Below are 21790 nucleotides of genomic sequence, written 5' to 3'. Positions count from 1 at the left end.
GATCCTCTGTATTCATGCAGGGGATCTGTGTATAGATGGAGGAGAAAAAGGTGAAGAAAATAGCAATTGTAACAGGGGCAACTCGTCTGAATGGAATTGGTGCAGCTGTATGCAAGGTGCTTGCTCAAAAGGGGATAGACATTTTTTTCACGTACTGGCCAAAGTATGATAAAGCGATGCCATGGGGAATGAGTGATCAAGAACCCTTTTTGCTGAAAAAGGAAATTGAAAGTTACGATGTTCGATGTGAAATGGCAGAAATCAATTTATCGCAGTCTTATTCGCCAAATCGTTTGTTTTATATGGTATCAGAACGGTTAGGTGATCCATCTATTCTAGTTAATAATGCAGTATATTCTACTCATACGAGGATTGAGGAATTAGATGTAGAGCAGTTGGATAAACATTATACAGTTAATGTTCGGGCTACTATGCTATTAAGTTCATTGTTTATAAAACATTATTCACTTAAAACGGGCGGGAGTATTATTAATCTTACTTCAGGACAGTCAGTAGGTCCAATGCCAGATGAACTAGCATATGCAGCAACGAAAGGGGCAATTGAAGCATTTACAAAGTCAGTAGCACCAGTTGCGATGGAGAAGGGGATTACAGTGAATGCTGTTGATCCAGGACCAACAAATACAGGGTGGATTACAGAGGAATTAAAACATTATTTAGTATGGAAATTCCCGCAAGGTAGAGTTGGAGAAACGATGGATGCTGCGCGCTTAATTTCTTTTTTAGTAAGTGAAGAAGCGAAATGGGTTACTGGGCAAGTCATTCACTCGAATGGTGGTTATTCATAAAAATATTATGTTAACAAATGCTGAGAAACAAAAAACGAAAGAAAATTTTATTTTTTTGTATAAATAAAATGTCAAGAAAGATAAAAATTTGATAGAAGAGTATATCGTCATATGAAGATAGTGATTCTTAATGTGACAATATACTCTTTTTCTTTTACTTGCGAGCAGAAAAATGAAGTAGAAGAAACTCGAATATTAAAATGAGTTTATCAGTTTTTGTCCGTATTATTATGAAGATTACTGTCGGAAAGATGGTAATTCATGTGAAAAGGGATTTTTTAAGGGGAAATCGAATCGTAAAGGGGAGGATAAATTATGTAAAACATAGGGGGATTTATATGAAAATGAAAAAGGTCGCTATCGCATCGATTACAATTGGTACAATGCTTACTATGGCAGCTTGTAGTCCTTCAGCAGATAAAGAAACGGAAAAGAAAGAGCAAGTAACTGCGCAAAAGGATGGAGAAGCAAAAACGACAAGTGCAGATGAAGCTTCAAAAACAACGAAAGATACTGAAAAAGAAACAAATACTTCTTCAAATGAAAAAACAGATAAGGATGCAAAAAATACGAAAGAATCATCAGGAACAGAAAGTAACGGCAAAACGTCAACTCAAAACGAAAATGTAAAAACAAAAGAAAAAGAAACGACAGGAAAAACGAATGATCAAACGACTAGCGGGAAAACAGCAGATCAAAGCACAAGTACAAGCACAAACAATAACGGAAAGGCAACGAAAGATCCGAAGAAAAGTGTTGCTGTGAAAACGAATGTTAAAGAAGTTGTAGCATTAATTGATAGCTTGGACAAGCAGTTAGCTGCTAATCCGAAATTGGAAACAGTGAATAAGCTTGGCAAACAAATTAACGAAAAGTGGGATGTGATTGAAAAAGAGCTAGAAGCATCACATCCGACGGATTCTAAAACAATCGGTCAAAGTATGTATCCGTTAATTGTAGGGGCGGAGAAGGAAAAGATTGATGTTAATAAAATGAAATCATTAACGACGAAAACGAAAAAAGATTTAAATCAGTTATTGACGAAACTTTCATAGTTTCAAAAGCCTACTCCTGTGAGTAGGCCTTTTTTAGGTTGTTGTAATGTGCACAGTATAACTTATTTATTTTCATTTTCAATTACGATGCGAAAGGAACTGAATGCTTGTTGACTGACATAATCTTCTTCGCTAACTTTATAAGGAAATGGAAAAGCGACGAGTTGAAAATTACTTTCTTGATCCACTGAAGGCAATGTGAAATTAAAGATTTGTCTTGTTTCAGGTGCAACCTTAGTATAAACGACTTTTCTATTGTTAAATATTTCAACTTGTTTCCAATCTTTAAAAGCCACGATTGCGTAGGTCATTTCATCATTTGTTTCATTACCGTTTGATAAAATTAATTGCTTGCCTTCCTTTTCAAAGAAGACAGTTTGTAAGTTCTCTTCACGGTTCGTAACAAATACTGGTTCGTAAAGACCATCTTTTAAAATAGCATCTGGATCTATAAGGGGGAGTTTTATTTTTTCGTTTTCTTTCTGAAGAGGATGCATTGAATATCGCATACTTAGAATATCTTCTAAAATAGCTGCTTTATTTAAGTTATTATCTTTTAATTTGTATTCAGGTTTTTTTATTATTAAAAAGGTTAATTCACTTGCATTAGGAGAAGTGTGTAAAGAGATTTTCGTAGTCATTGAACTGTTTGGTTTCATATCAAAAAAATAGTGTGATATTTCATTAGTAGTATCTTCTATTTTAAAAGGTTTTTGTTCGTAATCTTCTAGAACAATTAATCCATATTTTCGGTTTTCATTAATAGTATGTACGAATGATAATGTTACATTAATTTTATTATCCTCACTAGTAATTGTACTGCCATTGTTAATATGTTGGCCTTGATTATCCTTCAATCCGTAAGAAATAGTATTGGTTTGTTGCTCGCGTTTATTTTCTATGGAAGGTGGATGAGGTTGTATGATTGAAGTATTGAACAAAATATAAATTGTAAGTAATGAAATAAGTAAAACACCGCTAATAATATATATTTGTTTCATAAATAGCACCTCAATATATGTAAAATATTAGAGAAAAAAGATATGCAAGATGCATATCTTTTTTCTCTTTCTTACCAGAAAGCTTTTGTTTCGTGATTCACATCATTATAACCACTTAATTTATAGGTATGATTACCGATAGCGTAATCATCTCCATAATAAATGCTTGTGTTGGTCGCTGTAGCACTTACAAAGGATGATTTTTTTGCACTATTACTTTTCGTATTTACTAATGAGCCATCGCCATTGAAAGTTCTTGCTTTTGCATAAACATAGTCTTCGGTCGTAGTTGATTTCGATTTAGCAACTGCATATGGGTTACCAAAAAAGGGAGTATATACGCTAATGTTAGAGTCATTCTTAGGTGCAGCTGCAATAGTCAAACTAGGAACACTAGATGTTTTTGTTGATTGAATTGTATCAAAGTCAACTAAAACGGGCTGCTTGTCTACAGTATCGATCTCTGAAGCACTTGCGTTATTAGTAAAACCAAAACCTAAAACCGCTAACCCTAAAGTTGTCACCGATAAAGATTTTTTCATATTCACTAATTTTCCCACCTTTTTAAATTTTTGAGTTCGAACTCAATTCATACAATATATGAAAATTTCGAAACTCTCAATGGTTTATCCCATACTTAACTTTTCTTTTACTTTCGATTCAACATGTCTTCATTTGCAAAAAAGCGAATATATCTTCTAATGCTTAGCCAGCAAGGGATACAGGTTTAATTTTATGAAATTCATGTAAATTTAAATCTATTCATGTCAGAATCTCTGTTATTTTTAAGTTCATATGGGAAACTTATTAAAAAAAGGATGGTGACAAAAATGACAATCGATCGAATTTGTACAATTGGACCCGCAAGTAATAATAAAGAAACGTTAGCACAGTTAATAAAGAATGGTATGAAAATTGTTCGACTGAATTTATCGCATGGCACGCATGAAAGTCATAAAGACATCATTCGTTTAGTGAAATCATTAGATGACTCTATTAAATTTTTGGGTGATGTACAAGGACCTAAAATAAGATTAGGTGAAGTGAAGGGAGAGCAAATTACACTTCAGGCAGGAGATTCTTTTATTTTACATACACAACCAGTTACAGGGAGTAATACAGAAGCAAGCGTTGATTATGAAGGAATACCGAATGATGTGAAAGTAGACAGTAGAATTTTAATTAATGATGGAGAAGTTGAATTAATTGTTGAAAAGATAAGTACGGACAAAATAGAAACGAAGGTAAAAACAGGTGGCAATATCTCATCCCATAAAGGAGTTAATTTACCAGGTGCGGCTGTTCGTTTACCAGCTATTACAGAGAAAGATAAAAAAGATATTCAGTTTCTTTTAGAAGAGAATGTTGATTTTATCGCGTGTTCTTTCGTAAGAAAACCTAGTCATATAAAAGAAATACGAGATTTTATACAACAGTATAAAGAAACGTCACCTAATGTAATTGCAAAAATAGAAACGATGGAAGCAATCGAGAATTTTCAGGATATATGTAAAGAAGCAGATGGAATTATGATTGCAAGGGGCGATTTAGGAGTAGAGTTACCGTATCAATGCATTCCGCTTTTACAGAAAATGATGATTCAGGAATGTAATCGAACGAATACATATGTCATTACAGCAACACAAATGCTTCAATCTATGGTAGATCATTCTATTCCAACAAGGGCTGAGGTGACTGATGTGTTTCAAGCTGTACTGGACGGGACGAATGCAGTTATGCTTTCAGCTGAAAGTGCATCAGGAGAACATCCAATCGAAAGTGTGAGAACATTACGTCTCGTTTCAGAATTTGCGGAGCATGTTAAAAAAGATGGACCTTTTGCGATGAAAGATGTACTGCAATTACTGCGTGAGTCTCTGGATGAGTAATAAAAAGAGGGCGGATATGCATCCGCCCTCGTGTTTTTCATTCATACTATTCTTGCTCTTGCTCATCCAAAATCTTTTCAAACGCAGCAGATACTTTATCAAACTCTTCATCATTTTCAATGTATGAAAACTCATTATCTTCTTCTACTTTTAAAAAGAAAATATCAATGTCTTCCTCAGTTTCTGTTTGGATATCTTCAACAAAGGCAACTGCAATATATTCTGCGCCTTCGACATCCATCGCTCCAAGTACTTCTACTTCTTGCTCTTCGTTATTCTCATCACTAAGAGTAAACACTTCGCCAACTTCAATATCAGACATATTCATTCTCCTCCTGTTCGACTCTAAAAAATAGAGTGCTCAAACTGCATACATACTAATATATCTTTCCATGAAAAACCAAATTCATACATAAGAAAAACGACTAATAGTTCTTTAGTATAAGTATCCAGCTATTAGGAGCATTATTTGTGTGTGCTATATTACTTAATCCATTCAACAATTGTATCCATAGTCTGTCTTGTTTTATCACGTTTTGGATCTTCTTTACGGTAACCAAAGGCAACCATAACAGATACTTCAAGATTATCGCCCTGTATAATGCCTTCTTGACGAAGTAAAGAGTCTACTTTCTCTTTATCGAATCCTTCTATCGGACAAGAATCAATACCGATTTGAGCTGCGCTCGTCATCATATTACCTAAAGCAATATAAGTTTGTTTAGATGCCCAATCAAATACAGTACGATCGGATTGTAATAAGTTAAAATCTGTTTCCTGGAACTTTTTGAAGAATTCATATCTAATTTTTTGAGTGTCTTCAGGCAATCCAATAATATCGTTCATCATATATTTAATATACTCTGCATCATAATGCATATCTTTAATGTTTCTTGAAAGAACAATGACAAAATGACTAGCTGTTGCAAGTTGCCCACCAGCGCCCCATGAATACGGTTGTAGTTTTTCTCTTAATTCTTTATTTTGTACGACAATAAATTTCCAAGGTTCATATCCAAAAGAAGAAGGAGATAATCTGCCTGTTTCTAAAATGAATTTAAAATCCTCTTCTGAAATTTTGTGCATAGGATCGAACTCTTTACATGCATGTCTGAAATGAAAAGCCTCCATAATTTTCTCTTTTGTAATTTCGTTTGTATTTGTCATAAAAGTTCCTCTTTTCTTTAATTTATTTTGTAAGTAAATTATATTTTTAAAGTAACATAGATACAAGTACGCACATTTATGTGGTATAGTATCAAAAAAGATACTAATGTTAAGGGAAGGGATTTATTATGGATTGTTCAAATGAAAATAATATAAATTACCCATTTTTAAATAAATATTCTTGTCCAGTTGAAGCTATGGTTGAGGTGATTGGTGGAAAATGGAAAGGTGTTATTTTGTATCATTTATTAGATGGGAAAAAGAGGTTTAATGAATTAAAAAGATTAAAACCTAATATCACACAAAGAATGTTAACACTGCAGCTTAGAGAACTTGAAGCAGATGGCATCATACATCGTGAAGTATACCGTGAAGTGCCACCTAAAGTAGAATATTCGTTAACCGAGCTTGGTGAATCACTTCGTCCAATGATTCTATTAATGATGGAATGGGCAACTCATAATATGGAGAAAGTTTTGGAGAGTAGGAATGCACAAAATAAAAGTTAATAGATAAAAGTGGTATAGTAGAGAAGGATATGAATTTTTCTTAAATTGGTAGTGAAATTAGAAAACCATATATTATTAAAATAGGTAATTGGATGTTAAAGTTTTGTAAGATTAAATTGAGTATAATTATTTTATGTAAACTAATTGCCCGGTTATCTATCAAATGAAAAATCTATGTATCGTTGATATAGTGTAAATTATGATAGATATATTCGGAAAATCGTTAATATAATTTCACTTATGAAGGTGTTGTTCATTAAGGGAAAAGGGCTGTCATGCGCGGACAGCCCTTTTTTGTTTACCTGATTTACATTTTGAGAATACTTCACAGTCATAACGTAGTAGGCGTAGTAAAATATTTATTCAATGTATTATTTTTCAAAGAAGTAAGCGGAACCTTCATCTCACTACCTTCCTTCATATTCCGCAGCACAACAGTGTTTGTACTAAGTTCTTCTTCACCAATAATAAGCACATAAGGGATATTCTCTTTATTGGCATAATTAAGGGCACGTTTTAATTTGCGTCCTGCTAGTTCGAGTTCGATTTTTAAGGAAGTGGTAGAACGTAATTGCTGGGCAATTTGTAAGCATTGTAATTCTGTCCCGAGCGGGATGATAAATAGATCCGCTGTAGATGAGATTGTTTCTTTCTGCGATAGTGCTGCATAAATAACGTCTAAACCGAATGAAATACCGACTGTTGGATAGTTCATACTATCACCACGGAATGCTCCGATAATGTTATCGTAACGGCCGCCGCTACCTATGCTAGATGTAATTGAGCCATCTTTTAGGAAGATTTCATATACAGTACCTGTGTACATTGTCAGTCCTCTTGCTAAAAACGGATTGAATATCGTATTTTCATTTATTCCGAGAGCGATTAAATATTGCTGTAATTGTTGCAATTCGTTTACGCCATCGGCAACGAGTTGGTTATTGAAAGCTTCTTTAAAGTCAACAATTGTAAGCTTTAGACAAGATAATACAGTATTACATATTGTATCAGCCATTTCTTCAGAAATTCCGCGCTCTAATACATCTTTTCGTACACCATCAATCCCAATCTTTTCGATTTTGTCTAATGATAAAATGACGTCATTTGTTAATTCAGTAGGGATGTTAATGGCCTGAAGAATACCATTTAACAATTTTCGGTTATTATATTGGATCGATATCTCTAAGTTTAATGTTCGGAACAGCTCAAACGCCATGCTCATGAGTTCCGCTTCAGCCATGACTGATTCTACACCGACAATATCAACGTCGCATTGTATAAATTCACGAAATCTTCCTTGTTTAATTGGCCCATCTCGAAATACTTTCCCAATTTCATAACGTTTAAAAGGGAGGCGGAGGTTCGGGTTCATTGCCACAACTTTTGCGAATGGAATAGTTAAATCGTATCGTAAGGCAATATCACGTTTTCCTTGATCTTGAAGTGTATATATTTCTTTTAATATTTCATCACCACCGCCGTACTTGTAAGACATAAGCTCATACATATTTAACGTCGGCGTTTCTAAAGGTTTGCATCCGTATCGTCCAAACGTATCTTCACAAGCTCTTTTAATTTTATTTCGCAGCACTTGCTCCTCTGGTAAATAGTCTTTCGTTCCTTTTACATTTCTCATTTCCATCATAATCACTCCTTTTTTAAATTAAAAAAAGCTATGCAGGTATAAAAATACCCACATAGCTTTATGAACGCTTCGTGGGTCAACAGGAAAAGCCCTGTACCCACGAAGAAAAATTTTTCTTCGGATACACGGCGTTACGTATGATGATGAAGTTGGAAAGAAGTATTAACATTTCGCATGACAAATCTCTCCTTAACATAAGTTTTTCCAAATTATATCAGATGATTTTTGAATTATCAATATTTTTAGTTTTGAAATATACGTGAAGTTATGTAGGAGAAATGGAAAAGGGTGTATAATAAAACTTAATAATATGAAATAACCTTTTAAGGAGAACGTTATGAAAAAAGATAAAACAAATGCGATGCGAATATTAGATAAAGAAAAAATTGAATATTCGATGATGTCATATGATCCAGACGATGGAAAAATTGATGGCGTATCAGTAGCTGAGAAAATTGGACGAGAAGTGAGAGAAGTATATAAAACGTTAATTGCTCAAGGGAATAGTAAAAATTATCATGTGTTTATCATTCCGGTAGATGAGGAACTAAATTTAAAAGCTGCCGCAAAAGCAGTAAGTGAAAAGAAAATTGAAATGATTCCCGTTAAAGATATTACGAAAGTGTCAGGATATATTCGCGGTGGGTGTTCGCCAGTCGGAATGAAAAAGCTATTTTCTACATGTATTGATGAAAGTGCCCAATCACTTAATACGATCATTGTAAGTGGAGGGAAAATCGGTATACAAATTGAGCTTAAAGTAGATGACTTGGCGAAAGTGACGAGAGCGCAGTTTGGTGAGATAACGAAGTAAATATACATAGAAAAAGAAGTTCTGATTTTATGGGACTTCTTTTTATTTTAGGGGGATGTTTCCTAGCGGTTGATTTTGTTAATGAAAGTTGATTTTAAATCCATATTTTGTGTGAAATAAAAAACATATAATAAAAGTATGAGGTGATACAGTGAGAGAAATTCATATTCATAAAATCATTGCAGATAAGAGAAAAGAAAAGGGAATTACGCAGGAAGAGTTAGCGACGTATATCGGTATTACGAAGGCATCTGTTTCCAAATGGGAGACAGGACAGAGTTATCCGGATATAACATTTTTACCACTGTTAGCATCATACTTTAACATTAGTATAGATGAACTAATTAGTTATACACCGCAAATGAAACAGGAAGATATTAAAAATTTATATCATAGACTCGCAGAAGCTTTTAGTGAAAAAACGTTTGATGAAGTAATGATAGAGTGCAGAGGAATAATCAAAAAATATTATTCTTGTTTTCCGTTATTACTTCAAATGGGACTTCTTTTTATTAATCACCATATGTTAACTGAGGATACGGATAAAAAAATTGAAATTTTAGAAGAAGCAATGTCTCTTTTTAGCAGGGTGCAGGAAGAAAGTGATGATGTTTCACTTGTGAAAGAGGCGATATCGTTTCAAGCAACTTGCTATCTTATACTCAATAAACCAAATGAGGTGCTTCAATTACTTGGCGAAACGATACGTCCTAATTTTCCAGAAGAGGATTTAATCGCACAAGCGTATCAAATGCTTGGAAATACTGAGAAGGCGAATGAAATGATGCAAATTAGTATGTACCAACATTTAATACAACTCGTTGCGACAATACCGAATTATATAGTAGTAAATGCTTCAAACACTGAAAAGGTAGAGGTAATTTTAAATAGAGCTTTCCTGTTAATAGATATATATGAAATAGAAAAACTACATCCTAATATGACTTTAAAAGTATACTATGCTGCTGCGCAAGTATATTGTATGCTAGGAGATTTTGAAAGAGCATTAGAAATGTTGCAGAAATATGCAACAGTTTGTGCAGCTAGTTTCACAGTAAATAGCCTGCATTTACACGGCGATTCATATTTTGATGCAATTGATGAATGGTTTGCAGAATTTCCGCTCGGTACTAAAACTGTTAGGAGTGAAGAGGTTATAAAGCGAAGCATGTTACAAAGTATTGCAGAGAATCCAGTTTTCGCTCCGATGAAGGATGTAAGAGAGTACAAAAATATAATAGCGAGTTTAAAGTTTAAATTGGATATAACAGATTAGAGGGAGGATAAATATAATGACCTTTGATGAATATGAAGTAACGATAAATAATGAATTTACTTTGCGCGGTACGATTACTAAACCGAAAGCCGACGGGAAGTGTGCTGCGGTTGTCATTATTGCTGGATCTGGAGAGATTGATCGTGATGGAACGATAGTACCGCTAAAGCTTAAGTCGAACATATATAAAGCTTTAGCACATGTAATGGCGAAGCTTGGAGTAGTGACGCTTCGTTTTGATAAGCGCGGAGTAGGAAAGAGTGACGGAGAATTTCTGAAGACTGGAATGTGGGATTTAGTTAGTGATATAGAGTCTACGATTACGTATTTAAAAGAACAACCATTTGTTGATCCAGAAAATATCATTTTGGCTGGTCATAGTGAAGGGTGTATGTTGGCAACGGTAGTCAATGCAAGAACACCAGTTAATGGGCTCATCCTTCTTACCGGAGCTGCGGAATCATTAGAAGAGGCTTCGAAAAGACAAAGAGAGATTGCTTATAAAGAATTAAAAGCGCAGAAAGGAATAAAAGGAAAGTTAATGCGTCTTCTCAATGTGGAGAAACGTGGAGAAAAGCAGATGGAAAAAATAAAAGAGAAAATGATGAACACAGAAAAAGATACGATTAAAGTTGGTTTTAAACCGATGAATGCAAAATGGTTTAGAGAGCATTTTCAGCATGATATTTATAAAGATTTACAACAAGTAACATGTCCAGTACTAGCTATTGCTGGTGATAAAGATATTCAGGCTGATCCTGAAAGAGCGAAGCGGATCGGTGAGTATGTGAAGGGTGATTCTGCAGTACATGTAATAAAAGATATGGATCATAGTTTAAAAAGTTTTGAGGGGGAGTTCAAAGCTTTAGAGTTTAAACAGAATTATGAAAAAGGAGCGGGAAAGCCCCTTCATCCAGAGCTGGAAGAAATAATTGTGAATTGGATGGATACGCATTTTATCTCGCAACATGCGGGTAGAAAGAGTTCCGGTTCAATATTAGGCGAAAGTGAGGAAGTCGGAAGGGAGAGTAATTGTCTGTAAAAAAAAACGGTTGTTGTAGGTTGATTTAGTTTAGTATATGAATTTATTTTTTGCGAATTCATTCATTATAAAATGTTCGTTTTTATTAATTAACGCGATAAAAACGAACATTTTTTTATTTTAAATAAATTGGGTAATTAGACTATAACATTAATGTTTATCGTTGAATATCATAATAATATAATGGAGGTGATGTTATATGGCTCTTACTACAGGACCAATTGAAAACGTAGGAAATCAACCTGCTAATGCAAATAGAGTTAGGGTGAAAATCCTTAACCGTACTGCGGGCCCACTTACTGGAGTAGCTAGAGTTTTTAGACTTGACGGTTCATTAGTATTAATTGAACAGGTAAACTTCAATGTGAATTCTAATGCTTCTACTTTTGTAACTCTAAGTTTAGTTCATCCTGCTTTTGGACAAGCATTTGAATATGAAGTTCAAATTGTTCCTAATCAACCTGGTGGACTATATAGTGTTTATGGACTAACAGCTGACAGTGTTATCATTACTGCACAACGTATTGTGAACTCAGAATTGACACAGTTTCTTTAATTAAAATAGATTGGTGCCTACATGGTATCCAATCTATTTTTGTACGTATTATTCAGAGAAAAAAAGGTTTTACACAAAAATAAAGACAGTTATGGAAAAGGGAAAAGTCGAGCTATCATCTTGATTTTTATTATTTCTGTCTTAGACTGTATCTGTTTTGTTGCACGGTTTTCTTTGAATGCATTTTATTCAAACTATTTTTTTAAGTATTTATTAAATATGCATTATTGCATAAATAAATTAAAATTTATAAGTTAATATTAAACTACTTTTTAGTTGTAAAGAATATGTTAATAATCTTTATAAGAGAAGGATATTCCTTGTAAAAAGTGAAATTGTTTGGAATGTGAATAAATAAAAAGTTTAGAAGTGATACAGACTGGATAGAGTCTTGTATTAAATAAACAGAAAAGGGGTAGGGGTTTCTAAAAGGTTTCGGGAGTTAGAAAGCATTTTTTAGTGAATAGCTTCAAATTATATTTTAAAGGGGAAATGGGTATATGAAGTTTCGAAATACAAAGCTTGCTATGGTTACACTATCTTCATTTTTTATTTTAGGTTCTGCATCGCTATCATTCACAGATACTATACACGGTGAAGTAGCTCCTGCATCAGCACAAGAGAGTATTGTGAAAAATTATGACGATACATATTATAATAACGCAATAGGAAAAACGGGTTTAGAATTAAAGAAGGAACTGCATAATATTATTGATAATCATACAAAGCTATCATACAGTGCGGTTTGGGAAGCGCTAAGAGATACTGATGAGGACCCAAATAATAAAAATAATGTGATACTCTTATATACTGGTCGTTCGCAAGGGAAACTTACGAATGGATCAGGAGTAAATAACTGGAACCGAGAGCATGTTTGGGCAAAATCTCACGGTGACTTTGGAACGACTGCAGGACCTGGAACAGATCTACATCATTTAAGAGCGACGGATGTATCTGTAAATAGTTCACGTGGAAATCTAGATTTTGATAATGGTGGTGTGAATCATTCTGAAGCGACAGAGTGTAAATATGATAGTGATTCCTGGGAACCTCGTGATAGTGTAAAAGGAGATATTGCTAGAATGCTGTTTTATATGGCTGTTCGTTACGAGGGAGACAACGGCGAAATAGATTTAGAACTAAATGAAAAAGTGAATAACAATAAAGATCCATACATGGGGAAACTATCTGTCTTATTAAAATGGAATGAACAAGACCCGGTCGATGATTTAGAGCGAAAGCGTAATGAAGTGATTTTTACAAAATATCAACATAACCGCAATCCTTTTATTGATCATCCAGAATGGGTAAATAAAATCTGGAACTAAGATTTTTAAAGGTATTATATTTTGATAAAAGGGATTGATCATTATGATCAATCCCTTCTTATATTTTTACTAGAATAAATGATTTTTATAGGACTAGTGAGGGAAATAGAATAGATATTTATATGGAACGATAGTACTTATTTATCTAGTTAAGTATTTAGTAAGGTCCCCACTCAATATTCACCCCAACAATAAGAAAAACAAGTCCAATGATAAACCAAATGAGTGCAAGTGGAGCCATGAAACGAATCCATTTTCCATAAGAAATGCCGCTCGCTGCGAGAACGCCCATTAAAACACCGGAAGTTGGATTAAGGCAGTTTACTACACCCTCGCCGAGCATAACAGCCTGTACTGTAACTTGGCGTGTAATGTGCATGAAATCAGCTAATGGAGCTAATATCGGAATAAAAATAACCGATTCTCCTGTTCCGGATGAAATAAGGAAATGTAATGCGGCACTACTTACGTACATACCGATAACACCAAATACAGGGCTTTGTCCTTCAAGAGACTGTGCGAGCTGGTTAACGATAGTATCAAGTAATTTGCCTTGTTCTAAAATGACTGAAATACAGCGAGCCATTCCGACAATTAAAGCACCATAGATAAGGTTTTGGCAGCCATTTAGAAAAGTAGAAGCGATATCGTTTGCTTTCATGCCACCTATTATTCCGGCTGTAATTGCTATGAAAATAAAAGTAGCGGTCATTTCTGCGTCCGTCCAATGTAGACGAAAAGCGCCTATTAAAAATGCAATTAATGATAAAGCTGAAACGAGTAAAATTAATTTATGACGTATCGTCCAAGGAACTTCTTTTTTCTCTGCTTCCTTTTCGCTTGAAAGAGCGTTACTTGGAAACCAGTTGTCGCCAAGAATGCTTCCTTTATTCAATTTTTTCAAGCGCTTTACATACCAATTAATATAAAGGATAGTGGCAAGTAAAAAAGATATATAGATAGCTGTGCGTAAACCAATTCCCGAAAACATCGGAAGTTCTGCGATCTTTTGTGAAATGCCTAAAGGTGAGGGGGATAAAATAGTAGCGTTAAAACCAGCATAAGTGCCTAAATAAATAATTGCTACACCAACAATAGCGTCCCATTTTAATGTGCGTGCAACGATGATACCGATGGGGATAAAACCGATAACTGAATTAACGATAATGCCAGTCGTTCCGAGAATAGAAAAAAGTGCGGCAACGATACAAATGAAAAGTAATTGCTGATTACGAAATTTGTTTATAACATGATAGATTAAACCGTCAAGAGCACCTGTTTTTTCAAGAATGGCAATGGCACCGCCTGTAAATAAAATTAAAAAGATGATCGGAGCAGCAAGTGTCATTCCTTTTTCAATAGCGGTAAAAAAAGAAACAAATCCTACAGGTGATTGCGGAACAGAATGATAGCTACCTGGTATTGTCGTTGTAACGGTCCCGTTTGTAACTCTTTTAAATTCTCCAGCAGGAACGAAATACGTAGCAATGGCGCAAAGTAAGGCAATAAAAAATAGTAGTACGTACGCATCAGGCATTTTAAACTTTTGTTTACTAGGTTGTTTTTTTGCCTCAGTTTGTATTTGCATAAAATTCCTCCTTCTTCACTTTATTAATTTTAATATTCTGAATTCAATCCGTGAAATAGATTATAATAAAGGTAGCTTCTTAAGGCAATAGTTTTTGTATCCTTTTCCCGTACATACAAATTATTGCAATATTAGACAGGGAAACGATAATAAGCCAAGAATATGTTATGTAGAAAGAAAAAGGAAAAGAGGGAACAAGATGTGGAAAACTACAGATCTATGTGATGAGTTTGAAAAGGAATTACAAATATGTCGCCAGTCTTTTCGGTCTTTTGGGAAGAAAGAACAATTCCACGGGAAAATTGCAACTGTAAAAGTGAAAGATGATAATGTACTAGTGAAGGAAGGATTGCAAACATTACCAGAAGGAACAGTATTAGTTGTTGATGGCGGAGCGTCTAGGAATTGTGCTTTACTTGGTGATAATTTGGCAGCTATTGCGGAAGAAAGAAAGCTAGCAGGAATTATTGTGAATGGGTATGTTCGTGATTCTAGTGAACTAAAGAATATTAATATTGGTATTTTAGCGTTAGGGACAATGCCAAATAGAAGTGTGAAAGAAGGAAAAGGAGAACGAAATATTTCATTGCATTTTGGACAAGTGGATTGGAATCCAAATGAATATGTTTATGCGGATGAAGATGGCGTCATTATTAGTGAAAAGAGTTTACATAGTTAAGAGTTAATAAGTTATTATTCTTAGAAAATAAATCCGATAAAGCATGGACAAAATTCTTTGTCAATAGTAAAATAATACAGAAATTTAAAATTTACAGAATGTATAGGTTTATCGTTTTACGATAACTTAAATGGAAGTAAGTTGTGCCAAGAAAAGTGAATGTTATCACAATGATACGTTCATAAACAAAATTATTTTTCCTATACAAATATAGCCGCGAATAATGCGGGTAGGAGGTGTTGTACATTTTTGTTCGACACTTACAAAAAGAGAGTGTCAATCGCACGCCCTTGAAGGGCCTTTTTTTGTGTAAATGGTAGTAAGGGAGGAAATTTTGGGATGGCAATGTTGAAAAAGTGGCTGCTTACGTCGTTAATGGCAGTGACACTTGTATTTGTTTCTTTTGCGAATACAGTACATATTACGTTTGCTGAAGAAAATACAGCAAAACTTGCAATTATTGGGGAATCACAAAAAGGCATTATGTTATGTCCGAAAGAAGAGCAAATTAAAGATGGGGAAACAGCTTTAAGTTTGCTGCAAAAGGTCATGGGGGACAAGGTAGAATCTGAAACGATGTCGTTTGGAACATATGTAAAAGGCATCGATGGTTTAATGGCCGGGGCTACAAGTGCTTGGCTGTATGATGTAAATGATAAGTCTGCAGAAGTCGGAGCAGATAGTTATAAATTAAAATCTGGAGATGTTGTTGTCTTTCGCTTTGTTTCAGACTGGAGCAATATAAGCCAGGAAACATTGAAAGAAACGTTAGATAAGTTCGGGACGTGTAAAACAGAAGAACCTAACGGTGGCAAAACAGAAGAACCAGAACCAGAAGGTGAAAATGGTAAACCGACAGTCGATCCAAAACCGGAAGATGAAAATGGTAAACCGACAGTCGATCCAAAACCGGAAGGTGAAAATGGTAAACCGACAGTTGATCCAAAACCAGAAGGTCAAGATGATAAAAAACCAGAACAACCAAAGCAAGAGAACATTCAAGATCCAAGTGCACAATTAAACGAAGCCATTTCTAAAACATCAGATAAGATGTTACAAGATGGAATTGAAAGTGACTGGGTAGCTGTAGCGCTTTCTCGTTCTGGAAAGAATGTGCCAATTGAGGCAAAATTAAATTATGTTAAGTCAGTAACTGAAAAAGTAGAAAAGCGTATTAACCGTTTTTCAGCGACAGATTTAGCTAGAACAATTATTATGATGAATGCAATGAGTGCAGACCCTAAAAATGTAGGTGGACATAATTTAGTTCAAAAATTGTATGAGTCAGATAAAGTGAATTCTGTTACAGGTTATGCATTTGCTTTACTTGCATTTGATACGAAAAAGTATGAGATTCCAGTTGAATCAAAATGGAATAGAGTTGCTCTAGTGGAAGCACTGTTAAATAATCAGCATACAGACGGTGGATGGACTTATAATAGTTCAGGTAGTAAAGATAGTGCTAGTAGCGTTGATGTAACAGGTATGGTTTTATCAGCATTAGCTCCTTATCAAGAGCGATCAGATGTGAAACCAGCTATACAAAAAGCTGTTGCGTATTTATATAACGAACAGCTGCAAAATGGCGGTTTTTCAGCTGATGGACAAGAAAATTCAAATAGTACTGCGCAAGCAATTATTGGATTATCGCTTGTTAAAGATGTAGATCAAAATCGTCTTCATAAGGCAATGCAAAACCTATTATCATATCAACTTTCAAATGGTGAATTTAAATGGTTACCAAGTGATCAAAATGGTAACGGAATGGCTACAGAACAGGCTCTTTTAGCATTACTTCAATTTAAGGAAATGGGAAAATCTATTTATGATTGGTCTAATGTAGACGCTGGTGATGTAATTAAGCCAAAACCGATTGAAGAGCCAGAAAAGGTCGTTGAACCAGAAAATAATGTAGTAGAAAAAGAAGTTACTGAAGAACCGAAAGAACAAGACCAAGTACAACAAGAAACAAAAGATGAAAATCTAAAAGTAGTTGTAGATAACGAACCGGTTAAGAATAAAAAAATCGGAAACGGTAACAGTCTACCAAAAACAGGAGCATCTTCTCATAGTGCAGCAACAGAAGTAGGTATGGGTGTATTATGTATTGCTTCTGCATATGTATTATGGAGACGTAAAGCAGCTTAACAAAAAATTAGGAGCAAATATTTGCTCCTAATTTTCGTATGAAAGGTGAGAGATAGGATGAGTAAGGTGAAATGGTTCATTTCTTTACTGCTTTCGCTCGGGCTACTTGCCGGATGTGAAGAGGCAGCTGTAAAGCCTGAGAAGAAGGTAGAACCGAAGCAAGAAGAGGTAGCGAAACAAGAAGAACAAAAAGATGAAGCGAAGCCGGAAGAAAAAACAGAAGAAAAGCAAGCTGAATCAGAGCAAAAGCAGCAAGAAGAGCAGAAAGAGAAACAAGAACAAAAAGTAGAAGAGAAGCCGAAAGAGGAAAAGCCGCAGGCACAATCAGAGGTAAAGAAAGAAGAGAAACAACAGGAACAACCGAAAGAGCAACCTGCTGTAAATAAGCAACCAGAGCAGCAACAAGTACAAGAAGAGAAACAACAACCGAAAGCACCAGAAGTAAAAGAAGAAGCAAAGGTTGTGAATCAGCCGAAAGAAACACCGAAGCAGGAGCAAAAAGTTGATCCGAATAAAGAGGAGAAAACGATACCGACTCCGGCAGTACCAAAACCTGAACCACCAAAACCAGATCCAGTACCAGTACCGAAACCGCAAGCAAAACAAGTAACAATCTCGGTAAAAGGAAATAACGGATATATAATGGGTGCGAAAAAGATGGATGTACAAGATGGCGATACTGTGTATAAAGTATTACAACGTACAGGATTAGATGTTGATGCAAGCGGATCTAGAGATAGTATTTATGTAAAAGGTATTAATGATTTATATGAAAAAGATATTGCGGATACTAGTGGATGGAAATATCGTGTGAACGGTGCTTTTCCAAACCATAGTGCTGGTGTAGCTACGGTAAAACCAGGAGATACAATTGAGTGGGTATACGTATTACAATAAGAAAGGCATTCGGTAAAGGGCTATGAAAATAAGTTTTTCTTCTTTACATCCTTTTGTGAATTTTTTCTATTATATCGGGGTGATGATACTATGTATGATGTGTCTTCATCCTCTTTTTTTAATTGGAGCAATAGTATTAATTATTATGTTAAATGTGATGCAAGGAAATAGCGAAAAGATAAGAAAGATGCTACCGAGCACAATTGTTTTCTTTTTTATGGTAATTTTATTTAATTCGTTATTAACGCATAGAGGTCGAACTACGTTATTTTGGTTAGGTGATAGCCGTATTAAGCTTGAGGCGATTATGTTTGGAATAGTAATGGGGTTATTACTAGTTGCAGTTATGTTTACGTTTGCGTCATACAATGATATTATTTCCAGTCATAAATTTTTATATTTGTTTTCAAGAATTTCACCGAAAGTTGCATTGTTAACGATGATTACAGTGAGATTTGTTCCTTTGTTTATGAGGCGATTAAAGAAAATCACACTCGTTCAAAAGACGAAAGGTGTGCAGGTAGATTCAGGTTCGATAATTGAACGCGTCAAAAATGGTATGCAATTGCTGCAAGTATTATTAATTTGTTCATTAGAAGATGCACTGCAAACGGCAGATTCTATGCAAGCTCGTGGATTTGGTGTAACGAAGCGTACGACGTATATTCGCTATAGAATGGAAAGGCGCGATTGGTATACGCTCAGTTATTTAATCATTTTATTTATAGCTGCTATTATATGTAGTAATTATGGCGGGGGGAAATTGATTATTTATCCGAAAGTCGAATCGATTCTATTTCAGCAATACGATGGGATGATGTTTGTCGTATTTACGATGTTTATTAGTTTACCAATCATAATGGAAGGGAGAGAATGGATATGGTGGCGCATGCAGAAATAAACAATTTATCATTTGTATATGCTGATGAAAATGAAAAAGCGTTACAGCATATTTCTCTTTCTGTTCAAAAAGGTGAGTTTATTGCACTTGCTGGAGGATCGGGATCTGGGAAGACGACGTTATTAAAACATTTTAAAAAGGAGTTACTTCCAATTGGTACGCGTTCTGGAGAGATATTTTATGAGGGTGTTTTAATAGAGGAAGTAGCTGATTTGTTATCTGCCCAAGAAATTGGGATGGTATTTCAAAACCCAGTAAACCAGATCGTTATGGATACAGTGATTCAAGAATTAGCATTTTCTTTAGAAAATATCGGATTACCATCACATATTATTCAAAAAAGAATAGCAGAGCTTATTAGCTTTTTAGGATTTCAAGATTTATTGCATCAATCTGTTCACACGTTATCTGGTGGGCAAAAGCAACTTGTTAATTTAGCTGCGGTATTAGTTATGCAGCCGAAATTGCTATTATTAGATGAACCGACAGCGCAGTTAGATCCAATCGCTGCAAAAGAGTTTTTAGGATTATTAAAACGGATTAATGAAGAACTTGGAATTACGATTATTTTAAGTGAACATCGTTTAGATGAAGTTATCCCGCTTGCAACACGCGTTGTTTGTATGGATAATGGCCGTATTATGTATGATGGTAGTCCTAAAATTGTTATTACGGATATGTGGGGAGTAGAAACATTCCGTCCATTTATTCCGCAAATTCCAAGGCTATTTTTAGAGTGGAATGTGAGAGATATTCCGTTTACAGTGCGAGAGGCGCAAATGAAAATGAATGATTTTGCAGCGATATCATATGTAAATGAGCCAATAGCACAAAGTGAAAAGCAAGAGGTAATTTTAAGCGCAGAGCATATTTCGTTCCAATATGAAAAAAATAGTCCGCTTATTTTACGTGATTTATCAGTTTCGATTGAAAAAGGAAAATGGGTAGCACTCGTTGGGAAGAATGGTACAGGTAAGTCTACACTGTTAACGATTTTAGCAGGATTACAAAAAGCGAGAAGAGGGAAAGTAAAGTGGAACGGAAAAGTAATACATAAAATTGATTCGAAAGAACGTTTTAAAAGTATTGGGTATGTATCGCAGCATCCGTATTACCATTTTACATTTGATACAGTATGGGACGAGGTTTATGAACGTGCGCGTGAATTATACGGAGAACAAGGAAAAGAAATAGCAGAAGATACGCTAAAACAGGTTTGGTTGTACTCGCTTAAAGAACGCCATCCGCATGATTGTAGCGGGGGAGAGCAACAACTTCTTGCATTATGTACAACGTTATTATCAAAGCCGACTTTATTATTACTTGATGAACCGACAAAGGGATTAGATCCATGGAAGAAAGAAAGAGTAGGAGAGCTATTTAGGAAGCTACAAAAAGAAGGTACAACAATTGTAATGGCAACGCATGATATTGAGTTTGCAGCGAAATACGTTGATCAATGTATGATGCTATTTGATGGAACAGTCATTATGAATGATGCACCGAAAGAATTTTTTAGCGGCAACTTCTTTTATACAACATCTATTAACCGATTCATTCGAAAAGAATTGCCATATGCATTAACGTGGGAGGATGTGTACGAAGCTTGTCCAAACGATATGTTGCATTCATAATATGTATCTTTGCAGTAATAATCGGCACATTACTCTTTACGACACTTGTCATGGACGGTTATTACATGTTAAGTAGTTTGTTTATATTAGCGGTTATTATGTTACCTTTCTATATCCGTTTTGAAAGAAAGGCGTTTGTTTCACGTGAAATTGTTCTCGTTGCTGTATTAGCGGCAATTGCAGCAGTAAGCCGGGTGCCATTTTCTATTTTACCAAGTGTACAACCAACTTCTTTTGTCATTATCGTTTCTGCAATTGTATTTGGAAGTGAAACTGGTTTTATGATTGGTGCTACAGCAGCAATTGTATCTAATATTTTTTTAGGACAAGGTCCGTGGACACCGTGGCAAATGTTTTCGTGGGGCATGATTGGTTTTATAGCAGGTCTACTTCGTAATACATTTTTTATGAAAAAGCTATGGGGAAGACTTCTTTACGGAGTAATTGTTGGCTTTTTATTTGGCTGGATTATGAATTTCTGGGGCCTTCTCGGTTTTATACGAGAAGCAACGTGGGAAACTGTCATTTCGTATTATATCGCAAGTTTTTACTTTGATTTGAGCCATGCGATTTCGAATGTTATTTTCTTATTACTATTTAGTACTTCATGGATTACGATTCTTACAAGATTTAAAAAGAAATACGGTATATTAGATGAGCATAACGTGACATAGAAAAGCATACTCATATAAGGTAGGGTCGCGACTTACATATTCGTTTGCCTCTTTCATGCTTCTTACATATTGTAAGGAGCATTTTTTTGTCAAAAAATCGATTTAATATACATCCGTTATTATATAAAATTATTTGTATAATGGTAGGTGAGAACTTCTTTCAAAAGGGAGGTGTATA

The 21790-nt window shown here is 34.9% G+C and carries 21 protein-coding genes; 15 read left to right on the top strand and 6 right to left on the bottom strand.

The window, feature by feature from the left end; translation table 11 throughout:
• Positions 1-50 precede the first annotated feature (50 nt).
• Together N2V80_RS16390 and N2V80_RS16385 are read left to right on the top strand one after the other, a co-directional pair.
• Positions 51-809 (top strand): SDR family oxidoreductase, encoded by a 759-nt coding sequence (locus tag N2V80_RS16390; protein ID WP_002103389.1) that lies wholly within the window; start codon positions 51-53, stop codon positions 807-809.
• Between the two features lie 338 nt (positions 810-1147).
• Positions 1148-1864: a hypothetical protein gene (locus N2V80_RS16385; RefSeq protein ID WP_000782538.1), complete on the top strand. Its 717-nt coding sequence runs from the start codon at positions 1148-1150 to the stop codon at positions 1862-1864.
• Positions 1865-1926: 62 nt separating this feature from the next.
• Here N2V80_RS16385 and N2V80_RS16380 read toward each other — a convergent pair whose 3' ends face one another.
• Positions 1927-2865 carry a hypothetical protein gene (locus N2V80_RS16380; RefSeq protein WP_048568378.1) on the bottom strand — a complete coding sequence of 313 codons (939 nt, stop codon included), beginning with the start codon at positions 2863-2865 and terminating at the stop codon, positions 1927-1929.
• A gap of 71 nt (positions 2866-2936) precedes the next feature.
• A complete protein-coding gene (locus N2V80_RS16375) occupies positions 2937-3413 on the bottom strand; it encodes a hypothetical protein (RefSeq protein WP_001056346.1) in 477 nt (158 codons plus the stop codon).
• 282 nt (positions 3414-3695) lie between these two features.
• Between N2V80_RS16375 and N2V80_RS16370 the strand changes: the two genes are divergently transcribed.
• Positions 3696-4754: a pyruvate kinase gene (locus N2V80_RS16370; RefSeq protein ID WP_000151081.1), complete on the top strand. Its 1059-nt coding sequence runs from the start codon at positions 3696-3698 to the stop codon at positions 4752-4754.
• A 46-nt stretch (positions 4755-4800) separates the two neighbouring features.
• Here the strand turns inward: N2V80_RS16370 and N2V80_RS16365 are convergent, their stop codons facing one another.
• Both N2V80_RS16365 and N2V80_RS16360 read right to left on the bottom strand, forming a co-directional pair.
• Positions 4801-5082, bottom strand: coding sequence for a DUF1292 domain-containing protein (locus N2V80_RS16365; RefSeq protein WP_002005464.1), 282 nt, complete (start codon positions 5080-5082; stop codon positions 4801-4803).
• Between the two features lie 155 nt (positions 5083-5237).
• Positions 5238-5921: an NAD(P)H-dependent oxidoreductase gene (locus tag N2V80_RS16360; RefSeq protein WP_000185718.1), complete on the bottom strand. Its 684-nt coding sequence runs from the start codon at positions 5919-5921 to the stop codon at positions 5238-5240.
• A 128-nt stretch (positions 5922-6049) separates the two neighbouring features.
• Between N2V80_RS16360 and N2V80_RS16355 the strand changes: the two genes are divergently transcribed.
• Complete coding sequence (locus tag N2V80_RS16355; protein ID WP_000340650.1) at positions 6050-6430, top strand: winged helix-turn-helix transcriptional regulator; 381 nt, start codon at positions 6050-6052, stop codon at positions 6428-6430.
• A 331-nt stretch (positions 6431-6761) separates the two neighbouring features.
• Here N2V80_RS16355 and N2V80_RS16350 read toward each other — a convergent pair whose 3' ends face one another.
• The gene (locus N2V80_RS16350; protein ID WP_100240250.1) at positions 6762-8075 is read right to left on the bottom strand and encodes a histidine--tRNA ligase; all 1314 of its coding nucleotides are present in this window, start codon (positions 8073-8075) and stop codon (positions 6762-6764) included.
• Between the two features lie 337 nt (positions 8076-8412).
• Between N2V80_RS16350 and ybaK the strand changes: the two genes are divergently transcribed.
• The 5 genes from ybaK to N2V80_RS16325 all read left to right on the top strand — a co-directional run bounded on the left by ybaK (position 8413) and on the right by N2V80_RS16325 (position 13091).
• Positions 8413-8889 (top strand): Cys-tRNA(Pro) deacylase, encoded by a 477-nt coding sequence (gene ybaK / locus N2V80_RS16345; RefSeq protein WP_000710862.1) that lies wholly within the window; start codon positions 8413-8415, stop codon positions 8887-8889.
• Between the two features lie 151 nt (positions 8890-9040).
• Complete coding sequence (locus N2V80_RS16340) at positions 9041-10165, top strand: helix-turn-helix domain-containing protein (RefSeq protein ID WP_001206780.1); 1125 nt, start codon at positions 9041-9043, stop codon at positions 10163-10165.
• A gap of 16 nt (positions 10166-10181) precedes the next feature.
• A complete protein-coding gene (locus N2V80_RS16335; protein WP_000141813.1) occupies positions 10182-11207 on the top strand; it encodes an alpha/beta hydrolase in 1026 nt (341 codons plus the stop codon).
• 199 nt (positions 11208-11406) lie between these two features.
• Positions 11407-11763 (top strand): hypothetical protein, encoded by a 357-nt coding sequence (locus tag N2V80_RS16330; RefSeq protein ID WP_001229426.1) that lies wholly within the window; start codon positions 11407-11409, stop codon positions 11761-11763.
• A 500-nt stretch (positions 11764-12263) separates the two neighbouring features.
• On the top strand, positions 12264-13091 hold the full coding sequence (locus tag N2V80_RS16325; RefSeq protein ID WP_061654934.1) for an endonuclease I family protein: 828 nt from the start codon (positions 12264-12266) through the stop codon (positions 13089-13091).
• 157 nt (positions 13092-13248) lie between these two features.
• On the opposite strand, the gene N2V80_RS16320 is transcribed toward N2V80_RS16325, so the two are convergent.
• A complete protein-coding gene (locus N2V80_RS16320; RefSeq protein WP_001166970.1) occupies positions 13249-14679 on the bottom strand; it encodes a YfcC family protein in 1431 nt (476 codons plus the stop codon).
• A gap of 199 nt (positions 14680-14878) precedes the next feature.
• Between N2V80_RS16320 and rraA the strand changes: the two genes are divergently transcribed.
• The 6 genes from rraA to N2V80_RS16290 all read left to right on the top strand — a co-directional run bounded on the left by rraA (position 14879) and on the right by N2V80_RS16290 (position 21612).
• On the top strand, positions 14879-15358 hold the full coding sequence (gene rraA / locus N2V80_RS16315) for a ribonuclease E activity regulator RraA (RefSeq protein WP_000266033.1): 480 nt from the start codon (positions 14879-14881) through the stop codon (positions 15356-15358).
• 339 nt (positions 15359-15697) lie between these two features.
• On the top strand, positions 15698-17506 hold the full coding sequence (locus N2V80_RS16310) for a DUF4430 domain-containing protein (protein ID WP_061654933.1): 1809 nt from the start codon (positions 15698-15700) through the stop codon (positions 17504-17506).
• 57 nt (positions 17507-17563) lie between these two features.
• On the top strand, positions 17564-18403 hold the full coding sequence (locus N2V80_RS16305; protein ID WP_000048895.1) for a DUF4430 domain-containing protein: 840 nt from the start codon (positions 17564-17566) through the stop codon (positions 18401-18403).
• Positions 18404-18425: 22 nt separating this feature from the next.
• Positions 18426-19304: an energy-coupling factor transporter transmembrane component T gene (locus N2V80_RS16300; protein WP_061654932.1), complete on the top strand. Its 879-nt coding sequence runs from the start codon at positions 18426-18428 to the stop codon at positions 19302-19304.
• Positions 19277-20938 (top strand): ABC transporter ATP-binding protein, encoded by a 1662-nt coding sequence (locus N2V80_RS16295; protein ID WP_061654931.1) that lies wholly within the window; start codon positions 19277-19279, stop codon positions 20936-20938. Before N2V80_RS16300 ends, N2V80_RS16295 begins: the two co-directional genes overlap by 28 nt.
• Positions 20911-21612: an ECF transporter S component gene (locus N2V80_RS16290; protein WP_000044901.1), complete on the top strand. Its 702-nt coding sequence runs from the start codon at positions 20911-20913 to the stop codon at positions 21610-21612. Before N2V80_RS16295 ends, N2V80_RS16290 begins: the two co-directional genes overlap by 28 nt.
• Positions 21613-21790 lie beyond the last annotated feature (178 nt).

It is taken from the genome of Bacillus sp. FSL W8-0640, assembly GCF_038007725.1.
Taxonomy (GTDB): Bacteria; Bacillota; Bacilli; order Bacillales; family Bacillaceae_G; genus Bacillus_A; species Bacillus_A cereus.
This window is presented reverse-complemented; position numbering and strand designations above follow the sequence as displayed.

Bases quoted from the DNA above. Each gene is read 5' to 3' on its own strand.
- N2V80_RS16385 (WP_000782538.1), top strand. From the start codon at position 1,148: ATGAAAATGAAAAAGGTCGCTATCGCATCGATTACAATTGGTACAATG.
- N2V80_RS16380 (WP_048568378.1), bottom strand. From the start codon at position 2,865: ATGAAACAAATATATATTATTAGCGGTGTTTTACTTATTTCATTACTT.
- N2V80_RS16370 (WP_000151081.1), top strand. From the start codon at position 3,696: ATGACAATCGATCGAATTTGTACAATTGGACCCGCAAGTAATAATAAA.
- N2V80_RS16365 (WP_002005464.1), bottom strand. From the start codon at position 5,082: ATGAATATGTCTGATATTGAAGTTGGCGAAGTGTTTACTCTTAGTGAT.
- N2V80_RS16360 (WP_000185718.1), bottom strand. From the start codon at position 5,921: ATGACAAATACAAACGAAATTACAAAAGAGAAAATTATGGAGGCTTTT.
- N2V80_RS16355 (WP_000340650.1), top strand. From the start codon at position 6,050: ATGGATTGTTCAAATGAAAATAATATAAATTACCCATTTTTAAATAAA.
- N2V80_RS16350 (WP_100240250.1), bottom strand. From the start codon at position 8,075: ATGATGGAAATGAGAAATGTAAAAGGAACGAAAGACTATTTACCAGAG.
- ybaK (WP_000710862.1), top strand. From the start codon at position 8,413: ATGAAAAAAGATAAAACAAATGCGATGCGAATATTAGATAAAGAAAAA.
- N2V80_RS16335 (WP_000141813.1), top strand. From the start codon at position 10,182: ATGACCTTTGATGAATATGAAGTAACGATAAATAATGAATTTACTTTG.
- N2V80_RS16330 (WP_001229426.1), top strand. From the start codon at position 11,407: ATGGCTCTTACTACAGGACCAATTGAAAACGTAGGAAATCAACCTGCT.
- N2V80_RS16325 (WP_061654934.1), top strand. From the start codon at position 12,264: ATGAAGTTTCGAAATACAAAGCTTGCTATGGTTACACTATCTTCATTT.
- N2V80_RS16320 (WP_001166970.1), bottom strand. From the start codon at position 14,679: ATGCAAATACAAACTGAGGCAAAAAAACAACCTAGTAAACAAAAGTTT.
- rraA (WP_000266033.1), top strand. From the start codon at position 14,879: ATGTGGAAAACTACAGATCTATGTGATGAGTTTGAAAAGGAATTACAA.
- N2V80_RS16310 (WP_061654933.1), top strand. From the start codon at position 15,698: ATGGCAATGTTGAAAAAGTGGCTGCTTACGTCGTTAATGGCAGTGACA.
- N2V80_RS16305 (WP_000048895.1), top strand. From the start codon at position 17,564: ATGAGTAAGGTGAAATGGTTCATTTCTTTACTGCTTTCGCTCGGGCTA.
- N2V80_RS16300 (WP_061654932.1), top strand. From the start codon at position 18,426: ATGAAAATAAGTTTTTCTTCTTTACATCCTTTTGTGAATTTTTTCTAT.
- N2V80_RS16295 (WP_061654931.1), top strand. From the start codon at position 19,277: ATGGATATGGTGGCGCATGCAGAAATAAACAATTTATCATTTGTATAT.